At 54.0% G+C, this 16038-nt stretch carries 13 protein-coding genes; 1 reads left to right on the top strand and 12 read right to left on the bottom strand.

The annotated features are described in order from the left end of the window. The first annotated feature begins 47 nt into the window (after positions 1-47). Positions 48-3158, top strand: a complete 3111-nt coding sequence (locus tag SCT_RS01305) for a sulfatase-like hydrolase/transferase (RefSeq protein ID WP_059418025.1) — start codon at positions 48-50, stop codon at positions 3156-3158. 49 nt (positions 3159-3207) lie between these two features. Here SCT_RS01305 and SCT_RS01300 read toward each other — a convergent pair whose 3' ends face one another. The 12 genes from SCT_RS01300 to SCT_RS01245 all read right to left on the bottom strand — a co-directional run bounded on the left by SCT_RS01300 (position 3208) and on the right by SCT_RS01245 (position 16038). After that, positions 3208-3861, bottom strand: a complete 654-nt coding sequence (locus tag SCT_RS01300) for a bifunctional 2-polyprenyl-6-hydroxyphenol methylase/3-demethylubiquinol 3-O-methyltransferase UbiG (RefSeq protein WP_059418022.1) — start codon at positions 3859-3861, stop codon at positions 3208-3210. Positions 3862-3921: 60 nt separating this feature from the next. Further along, positions 3922-4830: a hypothetical protein gene (locus SCT_RS01295; protein ID WP_059418019.1), complete on the bottom strand. Its 909-nt coding sequence runs from the start codon at positions 4828-4830 to the stop codon at positions 3922-3924. Positions 4831-4958: 128 nt separating this feature from the next. Beyond that, positions 4959-5822 (bottom strand): hypothetical protein, encoded by an 864-nt coding sequence (locus SCT_RS01290; protein ID WP_144408193.1) that lies wholly within the window; start codon positions 5820-5822, stop codon positions 4959-4961. 16 nt (positions 5823-5838) lie between these two features. Next, the gene (locus SCT_RS01285; RefSeq protein ID WP_059418013.1) at positions 5839-6981 is read right to left on the bottom strand and encodes a glycosyltransferase family 4 protein; all 1143 of its coding nucleotides are present in this window, start codon (positions 6979-6981) and stop codon (positions 5839-5841) included. A 107-nt stretch (positions 6982-7088) separates the two neighbouring features. Next, positions 7089-8018 (bottom strand): glycosyltransferase, encoded by a 930-nt coding sequence (locus SCT_RS01280; protein WP_059418009.1) that lies wholly within the window; start codon positions 8016-8018, stop codon positions 7089-7091. Continuing rightward, a complete protein-coding gene (locus SCT_RS01275) occupies positions 8019-9236 on the bottom strand; it encodes a hypothetical protein (protein WP_059418007.1) in 1218 nt (405 codons plus the stop codon). A 1-nt stretch (position 9237) separates the two neighbouring features. Next, on the bottom strand, positions 9238-10677 hold the full coding sequence (locus tag SCT_RS01270) for an MBOAT family protein (RefSeq protein ID WP_059418005.1): 1440 nt from the start codon (positions 10675-10677) through the stop codon (positions 9238-9240). Then, on the bottom strand, positions 10674-11696 hold the full coding sequence (locus tag SCT_RS01265; RefSeq protein WP_059418004.1) for a hypothetical protein: 1023 nt from the start codon (positions 11694-11696) through the stop codon (positions 10674-10676). Before SCT_RS01265 ends, SCT_RS01270 begins: the two co-directional genes overlap by 4 nt. Continuing rightward, positions 11693-12616 (bottom strand): sulfotransferase, encoded by a 924-nt coding sequence (locus SCT_RS01260; protein ID WP_059418003.1) that lies wholly within the window; start codon positions 12614-12616, stop codon positions 11693-11695. Before SCT_RS01260 ends, SCT_RS01265 begins: the two co-directional genes overlap by 4 nt. A 77-nt stretch (positions 12617-12693) precedes the next feature. Next, the gene (locus SCT_RS01255; RefSeq protein ID WP_059418000.1) at positions 12694-14001 is read right to left on the bottom strand and encodes a putative O-glycosylation ligase, exosortase A system-associated; all 1308 of its coding nucleotides are present in this window, start codon (positions 13999-14001) and stop codon (positions 12694-12696) included. Further along, the gene (locus tag SCT_RS01250; RefSeq protein WP_059417995.1) at positions 13998-14819 is read right to left on the bottom strand and encodes a formyl transferase; all 822 of its coding nucleotides are present in this window, start codon (positions 14817-14819) and stop codon (positions 13998-14000) included. The genes SCT_RS01255 and SCT_RS01250 overlap by 4 nt, the downstream gene beginning before the upstream one ends. Continuing rightward, positions 14812-16038: a prenyltransferase/squalene oxidase repeat-containing protein gene (locus tag SCT_RS01245; RefSeq protein ID WP_237759542.1), complete on the bottom strand. Its 1227-nt coding sequence runs from the start codon at positions 16036-16038 to the stop codon at positions 14812-14814. Before SCT_RS01245 ends, SCT_RS01250 begins: the two co-directional genes overlap by 8 nt.

Here is a 16038-nt window from a genome sequence, read left to right as displayed (position 1 = left end):
CTCGGTGCAAGTTTTAGCCAGGCATCAAAACAGCCTATCAATCAGCGATGAAACTCACGATTCTGATTTGCACCCATAACCGAGCCGATTTACTGGAACGGGTGCTGGCTTCGCTGAATGCAGCGCGTCGTCCCTCCATGCCGGTGCGGATTCTGGTGGCAGCGAATGCCTGCACCGACGACACGCTGGCACGCATGAGGGAGTATCAAACGCAACAGACCAGTAATGGCTGGCTGCCGCTGCGCCTGATTGAAGTTCCTGCACCTGGCAAGTCGCATGCGCTGAATCGTGCCATTCCCGAAATAGATACTGAACTAACTGCTTTTGTCGATGATGACCATCGGGTCTGTGAAAATTACCTGATTGCGATTGAGCAGGCTGCGCAGGCTTGGCCCGATGCCGGCCTGTATTGTGGCCGCATTCTGCCCGACTGGGACGGCACCGAACCCGCTTGGGTACATGAAGAGGGCCAGTACCGGATTTATCCGCTGCCGGTGCCGCGCTACGATCAGGGCGATCAACCCACAACCATCACGGCAAAAGAAGGCCCCATTCCCGGTGGTGGCAATCTCGTGGTGCGCCATCATGTATTTAAACTGACCGGGCAGTTTTCTACCGACCTTGGCCCACACGGTCACGATCTGGGCGGTGGCGAGGACAGTGAATACGTATTACGTGCACTATCTCGTGGTATACATTGCCAGTACACGCCGGACATGGTGCAGCGCCACTATGTGGACATGGCTCGTCTGAAACTAAGCTATTTGTTGAAAAAAAGTTTTCAGCGCCTTCGTGCCACTTCGCGCATTTACGGCAATGGCCGGGTACCGCTTTATATGTGGCGCAAGCTGGTGGAATATGGGTTTCACAGCGTGTTCAGCCTGTCGTGGGCCAAGCGGCGCTTCTACTGGATGAGAACCGCTGCTGCCTTGGGGGAGATGCAGGGCCGTCGTGAATCGGGTTATCGTGGCAAAGGCCTGCCGCTCCCCTCTGATCGTGGCATTATTCTCATCGAAGCGCTGGCGGTTATGACGGTCGCCAGTGGGTTGATCGCCTGGTTTATCAGCGGCAGCGCGCACTGGGCCGGTGTGTTGCCCTCAATAACCGTGGCTGGTGTGGGCACTGTGGCACTGCTGGCGAAATCGCTGCTAGATTTTTCACGGACCGGGCCGCTCGTCCGAAAAGAAGTACTTACCCATTACCGGCGCTACACCCTGTTTGCACTCGTACGTCTGTCTGTTTGGGCATTTGCCATCATGCTGTTCACTGGCGGTGCAGGGGTGCTGCTGTATTACATGCTGAATGCGAGTCTGGGCAGCGAATGGTCAAGGGGTATTGCAGCGCTCGCGGCGGCGCTGGGGATTTTGGCTGCGGCCACGCTACAATTCATTCGCAAGCTGCGCTTCAATCCGGGACTACTGGTCGCCTCCATGCACTACCGCATGAGCCGTTTCTACTGGTTGTGGCACTGGATGACGCCGGGACGCATTTATCTGATGCAGTTTGCGTGTGCCGCTGCCGCTGCCCTGTTGCTGATCGCCGCTTCTTGGCAACTGGTCAAGCAGAACCAAACTAGCGAAATTATTGCGCTGTGGGCTGCCATGCTGTTCTATGCGGGCACGGCCATCTGGGCGGCGTGGTTGCCCGATGCGCGTCCGCCACGCCGTACATTCGAACCCCCTGCCGATACGCCGCCGAATATTCTGATGATCGGGTCGGACACACTGCGTGCTGATCGGTTGAGCGTGCTGGGCTACCGACGCGCCCTCACACCCAACATTGATCAACTTACCGAGCAGGGCGTGCTGTTTGCCAACTGTTATGTACCCTGCGCCCGCACTGCGCCTAGTCTGGTTTCGCTGATGACGGGCACCTGGCCGCATACCCACGGTATTCGCGACAATTTTGTGGCGGACACGGAAGCTCGCCTCAAAGTCGATACGTTGCCACATCTGCTCAAGGCACAGGGCTACCGCACCGCTGCAATCTCGGACTGGTGCGGCGGTGACATGGGCAAGTTCTCGTTTGGTTTCGATTCCACTGATCTACCGGAAGACCAGTGGAATCTGACATACCTGATCCGCCAGGGGCCAAAGGATTTGCGCCTGTTTCTGTCGCTATTCACCCATAATCGGCTAGGGCGACTGTTACTGCCGGAAATTTATTACCTCGGCGGCGTGCCCCTGACCCAGCCGATGGGTCGACGCGCCCGGCAACTGGTTTCGCGGTTGGCAGAAAGCGCTCAGCCCTTTTTCCTCAACGTGTTTTATTCCACTACCCATCCACCATTTGCCTCGGAATGGCCGTGGTACACGCGCTTTTCCAACCCAGCCTATGACGGCGAGTCCAAGTTCGCCATGAACAAGCTGACTGACCCCTTCGAGATTATCCGTCGCCAGGGCGCACCCAAAGAGGAGTTCGATCTCGATCAAATCATGGATTTGTACGATGGCTGCGTGGCCGAATTTGACGATGAAGTAGGCAAAATGCTGCGCCACCTCGACGTTTGTGGGCTGGCGGGAAATACTATTGTCGTTGTCTATTCCGATCACGGCATGGACTTCTTCGAGCACGACACCTGGGGCCAAGGCAATTCCGCAGTCGGTGATTTCAGTTCGCGCATTCCACTCTTGATTCGTGACCCACGCAAATCCGCCAGCGGAATAGTCGATCAGGTGGTGCGCAGCATTGATCTTGCGCCAACCCTGCTGGAATTGGTAGGCGCCAGCCCCGTCGCTAGCATGGATGGGGTATCTTTGGCAGCCTGTTTTGAGCCGCATAAGCAATGCCCGCAGCTCGATGCTTTCAATGAAACCGGCATGTGGATTGCCGATATTCCCGGCCTGCCGGAGAAACATCTGCGTTATCCTGACTTGCTGGAACTGATGGAAGTGCCGGATCGTGCCAGCGGCACCTTGGCAATCAAGCCCCAGTATCAAGACACAATTTTGCTCGCCAAGGACAGAATGATTCGTCATGGCCGCTGGAAACTGGTGTATCAGCCGCTGGAGAAGGGCTGCCAGATTAGTCTGTATGACATCGAGGCAGATCCTGCCTGCCGCCATGACATATCGGCAGAGCATCCCGTAATCCGGGCTGATCTTTTGGCACGTATGCAAGAGATTATGGTGGAGTTCCTGCCATGTGTCCGACAGTAAGCAGTCAACAAATTACCAACAGAAGCAGAAATTGGCACTCCCAACATGGTTACAATGCGAAAGAAACGAATAACGCGTTGTGGCCCAATATTCGTTGACTGTCTGGCAGCACCTTATTGACTGCTCGAGTGAATAACGACGTTAACGGAAATGACCGCATATCGTTCGCAATGTGGTAGAGATTGGGGAAACGCACTGGATAAACGTTGGCGCCGGCAGAATCGCCCTTGAACAACTGAACTTTCCCGTACGGTTCAAATAAAGCTTGTAGTTCGCGGGGGGTGTACTCACGAAGGTGGTACGGCCACACGCATCGTGTAATCGTCCAATTAGGCGTCGTAACAAATACGCCCTCGCGAGCAATTCGACACAAATTCGCCACAAAATTACGGTCGTCCTCAACGTGCTCTATTACGTCCATCGAAGTAACAAAGTCGAAACTATTGGATTCGATGGTGTCCAGCGATCCAATAACCACATTATCTCTAGCCAATCTAGGATCAAGATCCTGCCCTACCACGATCGGATTTGTCTGACTAAGGATTGTCAAGCCCTTCCCAAGCCCGCATCCTGCGTCCAAAATACTCTTCCCCTGAAATAACCTAGATGCAAATTCGTACCACTGGAGCTGTCCCGGCCCCCTCCCGGCGCCAACTGAAATATCTCCAACCGTTCTCGCGATTCTGCCGGATTTTTTCGTCACTCTGATACTCCCAATATAGAACTAATCTTAAGTTAGTCTAAGCCCCACAGAAAATCAAAGTCACCCCAATTCCAAGGTCACTTTTCTTGCAAGTTTTGCATAAATGCCCACTGAAAAACGGCAGCTACCAATGAAGTGTATAAAAACCGTTTCTCCTTTTTTAATCTTTGTGCAGTCGCAATATTTTGGATGTGGCAACACGTAACCATCTTTTGTATTAGCCACAATGATATTAGACATGACTTGTTCACTACCCCACTCACGCCATTTGTCGCCTAAAGTATCTAACATTTGGCCTGAGATTTCATCAATAAAGCTGCGATCAAAACTTTGTTTGCCAAACCCTGTGAAACCGGCACAGCCACGTACGTACCGAAGTTCATTGAAGTGTTTTAATTTATCGAAGTTAGACTCAGCAGTAATTTGTATATGAAGTTTGCCAACAGAACTCGATGCAACTTTATACGCCTGCTTCTGCCGTTGCGACATAGATTCAAAATCCTGGTTATCCCATGTTCCGATAACAAACGATTTATTCGAGTTGATGCAATCGATAATCTCAGGCAGCTTCGCCAAGGTCAGGGTATCGCTGTCAAGTTGGATAACATAATTTTCCTTGACAAGTTCAGCAATTGTCAGTAATCGCTCCCAGCAACCCCCCGTGGGGCAGTAACTGCTTCTGGCAGCATCCATGCTATGGAATATTACATTTTGGAAATGATTGCCAAGTAAGGCGATATCTTCGGAAGTTAGCGATCCATCGTTCAGGATATGAAACGATCCAACAGGTACATGAGCAGAAAAGGTTTTGAGTGCAATCAAGGCAAGTACCACATCCTTGTGTTGCAGCTGAGTTAATAATACGACATTACTACCTGAGACTGCCACCGCAGGTTTGGATTTCAGGATGAATTTACATGCGAATAGAAATCGCAGCCTTCGGTACTTGTCTTTTAATTGATAAAACATGTGATTACTCGCAAGAAAATGATACAAACTGGCAAGTCGATATCACTAAGCCGGTTCGCACAATAAGGCGGCTTTCATGGTGATCTTGAATCAGGTAACCCAAGTTGGATTTCATATTTAACCCCATGTTATTTATTTTCAACGGGCAGCTTATCCTCAATGTCTGTGCAAAAACGACACCATGGATTGGACGGGCTACCGATTTTTGGCTGAGTTGTTTGTTTTTGTGAGGTTTCTGGCGTTGAAGAAGCGGGTGCCTCAGATGGCGAAGAGTTTGTAGCGCGTCCCAATTGCGGCGGCTCTTGCTTTACAGGTGAATTAATTGCTTCGACTGGCGCGGTTGGCTGGGTAACAACTAGCGGAGCGGGGGGCGTTTTGCCGCCGAGTTCCTTGAAGCGCCGAAGGAGCATTTTAGAGTCAGGAGAGTGTTTGAGCCCTTCTTCGATGACGTCGAACGCTTTTTGCTTGAGCCCCTTGTCAGCGAAAAAGTCACTCAACGCACTATATGCAGGTTCATAATTCGGTTGAATCAAGATGGCCTGTTCGAAGTTTTGAATTGCTTTCCCCTCGGATCCCTTGCCCAAATGGATCATCCGGAGATAGAGCTTTCCCAAATGGACGTGGGCTTCTGGCCGCAGTATCCAATCCGGGGTCTGCTCAGAAGCAAGCATATGCTCAATTCCCTTCTGCGCCTGCTCAAGGTTGTAACGCAGCTCAGCTTTGTTGCCTAAATTTCTATTAGCCCTGATGATAAATTTGAGCGCATCACAGTAATGATGCTGATTCAACCAGTTCTGGTCCCCGTAAATTCCCCGAAATTGATCATTGATGGCTCGATTGCCGCGGTCTTTCCCCTGCTTTGCTTGGCAATATGCGGGCATCAGCGCCAATTCACTTTCAGTAACGGCAAACCGTTCTAAAGCATTTGCTGTAAACGACTGGAGTTGTAGCGCGAATGCCAAAATGAACAAATTAACAGAACGCTTATGCATCACGATATCCCCTTTGTTACCCATTTACGAGGTCAAAAGTCTTCTCAGCGACGCGTTCCCAAGAGAACTCGTTGCCTACCCGAAGGTTGCCTTCAGCGCCCATTCTACAGGCCAGCGGTTCGTCACCCAATAAACGGGCAAGCGCGAGAGACACCGCTTTCGCAGATGCACCGTCAACCCTCAGACCGGTTGCCTCGCTTATCACAGCAGAACCAGTCCCGCCGTCCTGACCTGCAATAGCAGGTTTCCCACAAGCCGCCGCCTCGAGGAACACCATGCCAAAACCCTCGGTATCGCCGTTGATCTCCCGGTTTGGCATTACAAATACATTACATGCGTTGTACCAGCGGGGCAGGTCTTCAGCATCGACATGACCCAGAAGATCCACCCTGTCTACCACCTCAAGTTCCTGTGCCAGATTGTACAGATATGCCCGGTCTTCACCTATGCCGATCAAGGCATAGCGCACTATAAGCCCTCGCTTGCAAAGTTCCGGGATGCTGCGAATAACCATATCAAAACCTTTACGCCTTTGTAGTCGGCCTACCGAGAGAATGAGTTTCTCGTCAGGGAGCAAACCGATCTTGGCCTTGAGGTCGTCGCAGGGTAGTCCTGGGCGAAAGCGCTCTATATCCACGCCTGGGTAAATCAGGTTTATGCGTGAAGGTCGCACTCCCATACCAATTAAGATGTCGCGCGTATAGTCGCTGTTGGCGATGATTAGGTCAGCATGTTGCAATGTAAATTGCATAGCGCGGTACTTATGGCCGCGTCCCCAAGTGGTGAGTTCCTCGCCGTGGGCATAAATGACCACTGGCCGAAAAGTTAGGCGGGCCACCAGCCAAGCCACCAGACCTTCTGGCAAGGAACGAAATGCATGGATGGCGTCGAATCGATGGGTCAGCGCCAGCCACAGAGATTTGAAGAAGAACCGTGCATACATTATCAACGATTCGGGTCTGAGCCAGGGCACGCGCTTGAGATCAAGCCTGTGAATGGTGTTAGGGTGAACGGCATCGACTTCGGCAGCGCCTGGTACATCAGCGGTGACAATATGAATATCCTTTCCGCCAAGGCGTTTGTACACCTCCGCCGCCCATACGGCGGTGCCGCCTTTTGTGGGCAGAAAAAGTTCGGTAAGAACGAGAAGTCGTTTCATTGCGTTTTTGTTTCCTTACACAGAGGCAGCGGAGGGTACAGAGGAAATACCCTGGTTTCCGTTTTGCCCCCTGCTTAATTCATTCAACATCAAGCCTGCAAGCATTCTTATCCTTTCAACATAGACAACACATCCCGCAGGCTGCGCCAACCGGGATTGCTGACTAGCGAAGGCAGAACAGCACGCACCGCTGCACTGCGCTGTGCATTTTTTGTCAGGGCGCATGCCAGATTGTAACGCGCGCTTTGCATCCGTTGTTGGATGCCCAAGCGTACCGGCGCAGGGAAATGTTGTGACAATTGTTTGAGATCGGTCAGCGTGCGAACATTTTCTTGCTGCGCAGCAAGGGGGTTACGCCGCGTCGCGCTGCTACCGTGGATAAGATACACGCCAAGCGGTACGCATACTATGCCGATGCGACGGCTGCTGGATACCAGACGGGTGAGAAAATGGACATCCTCACATACCTTGTAGCCGAGCGGGTAGCCACCGAGATCAAGAAATATACTGCGTGGCACGGAAAGCGTGTGGGTATCGCCAAAATGATCAGCAACATAGGCCTGAATTTCATGTGCTTGATCCATGACTACACGTGCACTGCCTGCGGCCTTGGCAAGTATCATGCGCCCTGAGTCATGTTGCGACATGGAAGTCCCCAGTAATTTGCCAGCATCGTCTCGATACTCGTAATCCCCAGTCAAAAAATCGAGGGTGGCATCTTTCTGTATCCATTCCGCATGCAGCTGCAGTCGATCGGGGTAGTACCAATCGTCGGCATCCAGAAACGCGAGCCAATCACCTGACGCGGCCTGAGCGCCACGATTGCGTGCACTCGATACACCCGCGTTATCCTGATGGATATAGCGCAGTTTTTTGCCATAACGGGCAGCGACGTCGCTCGTCTCATCGGTCGAGCCGTCGTCGACCACGATAATTTCTTGCGCCGGATAGCTTTGCGCGAGCACGGAATCGACAGCGCGTGCCAGGGTGGCTTCGCTGTTGTAGGCTGGGATGATGACCGAGAAGCGCGGCGTCATTTATGCCCCTACCGCCTTACCAATTATCCACAAAGGCACGGCGAGGCCACTTATCTTGGACAGCTTGGCAAAGCCGCGTATTTGTTTGATGCGCCGTAGCCAGATTCGAATTTGCGGAATTGGTTTTGATTCCAGCAATGCCGGCATTTTTGTTCGTATTGCTTCTGCCAGCTCCAGGCTGGTCATGAAGTGTATTTCCGGAAACGTATGTTGCAACTGCTCCAAGGCAGCCTCCAAGACGCGCAAACTTGTATCGCACTTCTCTGTCGCGCCAATAAAATTGGAACGATGCATTTCCACCAAACACGGTCGCCCAAGACGCACACGCTCCTTGGCATCGTTCACCAGCCGTTCGGGCTTATGCCCCAGCATGGGCTCGAAGTATACGTCGCGTACCAGATAAATTTGCCCGCGCTTATTTAACTCGCCGTTCATCATTCGTTTGTCCTCGCCCCCGGGCTTTCCTGTTGCATCTCGGCAAGTGTAGCGTGCGCCGGGAGTAATGATGACGTCGATGCCTTCCTTGCCCCATGCCGATTCCACTTCTTCAGTCCAGACGAAGGTCGTAGCCACAGCCACGCGTGGCCGCATTTTGAAACACGTGCCGAATAGGCTGGCTTCCTCGGTCATGACCGCGCGTACTGCCTCATTAGTCAGTGCGCGCGAGGGTAGCGCGCTCGCATCCGTCCAGCGTGCCTGGAGGTGCGAGGGCAGCGATTCCGTGCCGGGAATGCCATCACTTTGCAGCCAGTCGCGAACGTTCATGTCTTTCGCCGCCACTTGCATTAGTGTTTGTGGCCAATAGTGCTCCATGCCATGGAGATGCAGCGCAAAAACGCCTTGTCGTACTCCCTCCTCCATCACGTCACGCAACGGGGTATAAACAGGCTCGGACAAGCTTTTAGAAAAATACTCAACGCCGTCGGTATTTTTGATGCGCTGGGTATCGGCAGTGGCCAGAATAACGCCGAGTGTAGCGACGGGTGTGCGTCCCTTCTTATCTTTAAACTTCGCCAATATTTCGCGCAAGTTTTCTAAAGCCTTTGCTTGCTCAAGCGGGCCGGCACCCCAGTCATCGCTTTCAAAAATCACTACCGGAAAACGCAATGCTGGCTCACGCCAACGGACGGTCAGCGCGTGGCGGTAGGCAAATAACAGTACAGTTTGCGCTAGCAGCCAAGCTATGCTTATCCCACCAAGCCAGGTTTGCATCGTCATCTTAAAAATCGAAATAGATAAATTTCTGTGTATCTCCGCCGAACGCTATCAGCGTCAGCACCAGCGTCGCATATGCAAGCCCGCGTACGGGAGCCGACACCCGCCACCAGTTGAGCGGACCCTGTCGCTGCAGCCATGCCATGATGTGGGGCTCAATCAATGCCAACAACAGCGCCGCAGCGATCATGGCCTGTTCCGAGAGGCGGATGGCATGAGTTGCGCTGCTGGGCTGAGCCCAGCCCAGCATAGTGGAGCTGATGTGCCAGGCATCGGGAAAAGTGTTGGCGCGGAAAAATACCCAAGTAAAGCACACCAGGATGAAGGTGAATGGCCAGCCAAGCCAGGACAAGGTGCGATCGGCAGCGGAACCCGCTGTAACACCTGCCCAAGTGTAAGCATGCAGTAACAAACGATGTCCGACCAAATAACTGCCATGCAGAAAACCCCAGAATACAAAGTTCCAGCCTGCGCCGTGCCACAGGCCGCCCAGCAGCATGGTAATCATGAGATTGGCCATGTTGCGCCAGAAGGAACAACGCGAACCACCCAGCGAGATATAGAGGTAATCTCTGAGCCAGCGCGACAGAGTGATGTGCCAGCGCTGCCAGAATTCTTGCACGCTGTGGCTGATGTAAGGGTAGAGAAAGTTGCGCGGCAGGGTTACACCAAACATACGGGCGAGGCCGACGGCCATCTCGCTGTAACCGGAAAAATCGAAATAAATCTGCAAGGCGAAGGCCAGCGTGGCGAGCCAGGCGGTGTAAAAGCTTAATTGCTCCGGGTGGGCATATAGCGGCTCCACCATGCCTGCCAGATTGTCGGCAAGCAGCGTCTTCTTGATGAGTCCGCCAATAAAAATCAGCGCCCCCAACCGTACCGCATCCAGCTTCAGCGGTTCAATTTTTTCCAGTTGCTCCACCAGTTCGCTGGCACGCAGGATGGGGCCGGCAATCATGTGTGGGAAAAAGGTGACGTACAGGCTCCAGGCGCGGAAGCTGATGGGTTGTATCCAATCGCCGCGGTACACGTCTATCATCACCGAGAGCATGTGGAAGGTATAGAAGCTCACTCCCAGTGGTAGTGCCCATTGCGCCCAACCGGGTGTTTCGACGGGTACGGGGAATTGGAAATAACCCCCCAGGGTGATGAGGGTCTGGAAAAACAGCCCCAAGTATTTGAAGAAAACAAGTACGCCGAGATTGATCACCAAAGCCAAGCTGAGCCAGGCGCGGGAGCGGGTATGCTGGAGGATACGGTAGAAGCCATAGTTGAGGGTGAGCGAGGCTGTCAGCAAAAGCAGGTAGGAGGGCTTCCATGACCCATAAAATACCAGGCTCGCTAACAGAATGATGGCGGCACGCTGGCGGTAGCTATCGGTGGCGGAATAGAGGAATAACACCGCTATCAGGAACACCATGAAGCTCATGCTGCTGAAAATCATGCGCCCCCCTCGTTGATGTACAGGCTCGGCCAGATTGCCCGCAACTGCTTCGCCAGCAAGCGGCTGTAATGTTGTGCGCCGCGATCATTCAAGTGGCCGGAATTGATGAACATCACCGGGTCGCGTTGCGTACCCGGCTCAAGCGCCAGCAGCGGAATACCCAGGGCCGTCAGGCACCTGGCCACGGTGGTGTAGGGTTGTGCCACCGGAAGCTGTGGAGTGAGGTACAAGAGTTCACGATTCAACAATGGAGGATACACCACGGCCACTTGCACTCCATGCTTCTGCAACAGCGCTATCGTGGTGAACAGCGCCTTGACCTGAACGGAATCCGGGGGCGTGTCGAAGCTCTCCTGCTGACGGCGCACCTGTCTTGCATCCTGTAAGCCACCAAATCCGGCACGATAACCCAAGTGTTCTGCCGCGCCGCCGCCGATGGGCTCCACGCTGGCAAAGCTGGCTTGGATGAATCCCAGCGCCTTGCCCGGTTCTCGCAATTGCTTCAGGTTGGCGGAAAACCCCCACAGACGTATGCCGTGCGCCAGCATTCCGCGCCAGTCGCGATTCTGCCAGAGCCATGCAGGATCGCCGTAAAATACGCCATAGCCCAAGCTGTCTTCGGCTTGCAGCAGGCTTTCATCCAGGCCGATGATTACTGCGCGCACACCCTTGGCACCCAGACCGCCTTGATCTACCAGACGTTTCACCAAACCATAAAGAATGCCTGCGTTGGCACCCGGCATACCCATATTGAAGCCGATGATGTCTGCCGCACCGCCTTCCAGCAAGGTGCGCGGGTCAAAACCGTTATCAACCCGGCTGTTGCCCAACACCAGCAGCGCGGGAGGATGAGACTCCACATAACGCAGCTTGTCCATGGCTCGACCTGTGGCGAATACCGAGCGGTAGCGGTACAGAAAATCGTCGGTGTGCAGCCACGTTTCCGCCAATGCCAGCAGCAACAGACCCACCACACTGCCCCAGCCGAACAAACGAAATGCCCTGGTGAAACGACTCAAGGCGCATACCCCATGGCACGGGCGATAGGTTCCACTTGGGTCATCATGCGCTCGATTTTCTCTCGATTGCGGCTGCCCTTCCACTTGTTGAGCCGTATTTCGCCAAACGCATCGTAGGGCGTTTCCAGTACATTGCGGCACAGGTCTTCCATCTGCACATCGAATTGTAGTTGGCAGGCATGGAAAACGGCTCGGAATCCCGCAACAGGGTCACGCACCAGGTCTTCATAAAAAACTTCCACCCAATTGTCTGAGGGAACTGCCGCCTTTGCCACCATGATGGCCTCATTCATGGCGCGATACTGGAACGCGGCCACTTCTTCTACCGGTGCTTTGAGATATTGCCGCCAACCGTCGCTTAGAAAAAAACACCACTTTGTATAATGCCCGCCGTCTATTTCAACTTGTTCAGGAAGATCGTCCGACCAGGTGGAAAATTTGCCTTCCTTGCCCCAGCCTTCGATAAGCGAATTGATGTTATCTTCCGGGCTGCGCTTGATATAGACGAAAATAGCTTCAGGGAAAAGCGCCTGTAAATAAGGCACACACAAGCCATTTTGATTGTTCTTGTCGATCCAGCGCGGGTTGCCGCTCCAGGTGTAAAAATAGCGTGCTACCGCTTCTCGCTCCTTGGGTGTCGCGTCTTGGGCCGAAAGCGCGTGTGTATCCCAATTTTTTTCCGCCAACGGATGCAAGGAGACCCAAAAATCATGGGTCTCTCGATTCAGAGAACCCAATTCAGGGGATGCAGCCAATGTCTTGTATAGCACAGTGGTGCCGGCACGACTGCAGCCAATCACGAAGATCGGTCGGTCCGTTCCGGGGCGCGCAATATCCCACCATAGGCCGCGCAGGCCGCGCAGCGCTTGTTGGCCGTGATGGCGTAGGGTTTTATCAACTTTAAGCCAGAAATTTCTCAAATCCGGTATCCTTTTCACAGTTTCAGTTAGCTGACACCGCTAGCCTCCGTATTCATTATGGCAGGCGGATGCGCCGCTTATGAGTGAGATACCTCTGGGGGGATAGTCTGGACTGCGTCGAAGCCGGCAGGCTTACCCTGTTCCAGGGTACCCCAAGTGTTCTTGACAGCAATCTGGTATGTCAAGACCAGAATAATTACCAAATGATAGTAGTAATCGAAATACGCGAGACCAAGAAATGCTCCGCCCGTAGCAAAACCAACCATACTCACCTGAATCATGGACGCCAAATCGACCGCCCATTTTCGGTCCGGATCGTTTCGACATTCCCTGATGACCTTGCTCCCCGTCCGCCATGCTAGCAGGCCAATGAGTATGAACAAGGCCAAGCCAATGAAGCCATGATCGCCCATTACCTGAAAATAGATACTATGTGCGGAGTGCACATTTTCTGGATCCGGGGCGTACATCCTGAAAGTTGGCTCTTGGAAGGTTTCGAATCCCCCTCCGGTGATGCGATCCTTTGCCAGGTTAAAGGCGGTATGCCAGGCATTGATGCGGCCCATTGCCGAGGCGTCCTGCTCGTAGGTTTTGATGGTGTTGATGCGGTCCCAATATTCCTGTGGCATGATCGCCGCGATCAATCCAACTGCCGCGATGATATAGAATGCTGTGGTCGCTTTGTTGCGGCTTTTTAGCCAGAGCAGACCGCCCATGGCAACTGCAGCAAGCAAGGCGCCGCGTGATTGTGTCCCGATTGCAGCCAGCCCGGTCAATATCATGCTGGCCGCTAGCCCCAAACGAATCAGCTTGTTCTGTGCCTGCAGGTGCAGGTAGCGAAGCAATGGAACTGTCATGATTATTGCCAATCCTAACTCGTTGTTGCCGCCAATGAAAGAAGTTGCCGGGCCCTGTACGTGGTGCACACCGCCTTTCAAAATAGTAAAAATTCCGCCCTTGACGCCGTAAAAAGCAAGGGAGAGCGCGATAACCCACACTAAGCCATCCAGGCGTTTACGGTCCGTTATAAGCATCGCGGTCAGCAGCGTCATGATCTGTATCTTCAAGACTTTGTCCCACTGCTCCCACGCAAGTTGCGGGTAAAATGCGAAGTAAGTGGTGAACGTCATCCAGCCCAGAAAGATGACCAACATGGCGGTTTCCGGAGTCCACGGCAAGTGCTTGGGTTCTTTTGAGAGTAGGTATGCCACCAAGGTGACCACTGCGGTAATGAGCGCGAATGGAATACTGGTTGCAAACCCCCATGCCAGCTTGTGGGGATTCATGTAGCTAAGCCAGGACCACAGATAGATTCCATAGTGAGGGTGCTTGAATACCAGCAGCAAGGCGCCAAACACTACCGTGGTGACAAAGATGTCCCTCATGCTGTTTCCGTTCCTGCCTTGAACCACGTTACGCGTTTCGGCAAGTGGATGTCCCGCAGGAGTCCTTTGCGTAACTGCTCGGTGACGTTCCGCTCATGATGCCAGCCGCGATCCTTGACCTGATAGAGCGTGCCCTTGCTTGGCTGTGGCGCACCCAGCGGCTCGCCCTGGGCTAAACGGGCCAGCGCTTCGGCGTAGATATCCGCGCTGTCGCGAACGCTGCGCCAGAAGAGCTTCAACTCACCATCGCCTGCATGTACTTCCGGACAGACATGGGCGATGAGCCTGCCGGTGTCGATGCCCGGGTCGATGAAGTGCAACGTGCAGCCAACTTTCTCCGGCTCGCCGTTGTATAGGGCCCAGAACGTGCAATCTGCACCGCGATATTCAGGGGAAAGACCACCGTGCAAATTTATGATGCCGATTCGTCCCATGTCAAGCAGCGGGCCGCGGATCAGCGATGTACCAAATACCGCAATCACATCTGGCTGCAAGCGACGCGCCAGCTCGACGATGTCGGGATGGTTGATGTGTGGTACCTCGGTGACCAATTCCGCTCGCTCCAGACGAGGCGCTGTTTCACCGAAGAAGAATTTTCCCTCACCTCCACCGGTATAGCGCCTGCGATCACGCAACCAGCGCCACACCTTTCGCCACAGATTATCCGGTCGCAGCAACTTCAGGACTTTTTTCGCCGTCCAGTGGCTGCCTGCCTCCTGAACGATGGCAACCACATTCGCCGCGCCGCATAACCGATTCGCCACATAAAGATGCCGCGGTGAGCGGCCGCACAGCACCATGACGGATAAATCAGCCATGGCTCTGCTCTCCCTGCTTGGCCAGTTGAGTGGCAACAGGCGGAATCGCCTCATCCTTTATGTCCATCATCAGCGCATCGGCGAAAAACTTCGCCGCCCAGTTGGGATATTCGAAGCGGGAATAATCTCCCCAAATGGGTGAGGATCCGGCAATGCCACCTTTCACGGCATCGTCCGCATCATCGAGCCGCTGGGTGCGCTTTACGTATTCGATTGCGCGCTGTGCATGCTCACGCAGTTCGGGCGCGTCGCCATCTTGCGCCAGACGTATCCAGTTGAGGCTCATCTGGGCCACGCCGGTAAGGCAACAATAGGTCGCGCGCGGCTCCCAGTTGTCAGCATAGGTGCCCGAGAGCCAGCCGTCGCTGCGCTGGGTGCGGGCAATGCCCCGTGCGGCGGCAAGCGCAGCCGACAGGTAACGTTCATCCCCTAGCAGCACACCGCTTTCCAAAAAGCCCCGAATTGCATAGGCGATGGTATGGGTGAAGGGTGCCTTGTCGGGGGTAAAGGCATTGGTGGCAAACCAGCCGGATTGGGTCTGCTGGGTAAGCGCCCAGTCGAGGTTACGCCGTGCGGCATGCGTCAGTTCCGGTTCGTTAGCGATGAGGCCGGTGGCGACCAGCGCCCAGGTGCCCCGGGTGTTGTATACGTGAGGTACGCCATTGTGCTCGAATTTTCGCCAGCTACCGTCTACATCCTGCTGCCGAAGTAACCACCGTCCCGCTTTGACGGCCGCTTCCAAACATTCCTTGCGGCCTAGCTGCAGGTAACCGGCGAGCATGCCGTGCATGATTTGCCCGGTATTGAAAATGACGGGTTGGCTGCCGGCCTCACCGAAATGACCAGGGAAAGCACCATCTTGCTGCTGAATTGAAAGCTCCCAATCGATCATGCGCTGGGCTCGCGACACCAATTCCGGCCGGCCAAGAGTTTTTGCCGCAGCCAAAAAAGTCTCGATGATGTATCCGGTTGTCTCAGGGTAACTCGGCAGCCAGCCATCCTCAAAACTCCAACCGGCAGCAACGCCTCCTGCATCCGGCAGACCCTCGCGCACGTCTTGTGCGCGGCATAGCCAATCGATTGCCCCGGCAAGATGCGCCTGGTGCGATTGTTGTTCTTCCGCAGCCGGTCTCGCCAGATCATTCATGATGAGACGAAGATGGCGTGGCCGCCATGGTTTATAGCGGAACGGCAGGCTTAACAGCGTTGTAAGATTCAT

The sequence above is a fragment of the Sulfuricella sp. T08 genome, from assembly GCF_000971475.1.
GTDB lineage: Bacteria > Pseudomonadota > Gammaproteobacteria > Burkholderiales > Sulfuricellaceae > Sulfuricella.
The sequence above is the reverse complement of the archived record's forward strand: the minus strand, read 5'-3'. Positions and strand labels throughout refer to the sequence as shown.

What these genes read in the sequence shown, in the direction of transcription:
- SCT_RS01295 (WP_059418019.1), bottom strand. Translation starts at nt 4,830, where the DNA reads ATGTTTTATCAATTAAAAGACAAGTACCGAAGGCTGCGATTTCTATTC.
- SCT_RS01290 (WP_144408193.1), bottom strand. Translation starts at nt 5,822, where the DNA reads ATGCATAAGCGTTCTGTTAATTTGTTCATTTTGGCATTCGCGCTACAA.
- SCT_RS01255 (WP_059418000.1), bottom strand. Translation starts at nt 14,001, where the DNA reads ATGAGGGACATCTTTGTCACCACGGTAGTGTTTGGCGCCTTGCTGCTG.
- SCT_RS01280 (WP_059418009.1), bottom strand. Translation starts at nt 8,018, where the DNA reads ATGACGCCGCGCTTCTCGGTCATCATCCCAGCCTACAACAGCGAAGCC.
- SCT_RS01285 (WP_059418013.1), bottom strand. Translation starts at nt 6,981, where the DNA reads ATGAAACGACTTCTCGTTCTTACCGAACTTTTTCTGCCCACAAAAGGC.
- SCT_RS01250 (WP_059417995.1), bottom strand. Translation starts at nt 14,819, where the DNA reads ATGGCTGATTTATCCGTCATGGTGCTGTGCGGCCGCTCACCGCGGCAT.
- SCT_RS01245 (WP_237759542.1), bottom strand. Translation starts at nt 16,038, where the DNA reads ATGAATCTTACAACGCTGTTAAGCCTGCCGTTCCGCTATAAACCATGG.
- SCT_RS01270 (WP_059418005.1), bottom strand. Translation starts at nt 10,677, where the DNA reads ATGATTTTCAGCAGCATGAGCTTCATGGTGTTCCTGATAGCGGTGTTA.
- SCT_RS01305 (WP_059418025.1), top strand. Translation starts at nt 48, where the DNA reads ATGAAACTCACGATTCTGATTTGCACCCATAACCGAGCCGATTTACTG.
- SCT_RS01275 (WP_059418007.1), bottom strand. Translation starts at nt 9,236, where the DNA reads ATGACGATGCAAACCTGGCTTGGTGGGATAAGCATAGCTTGGCTGCTA.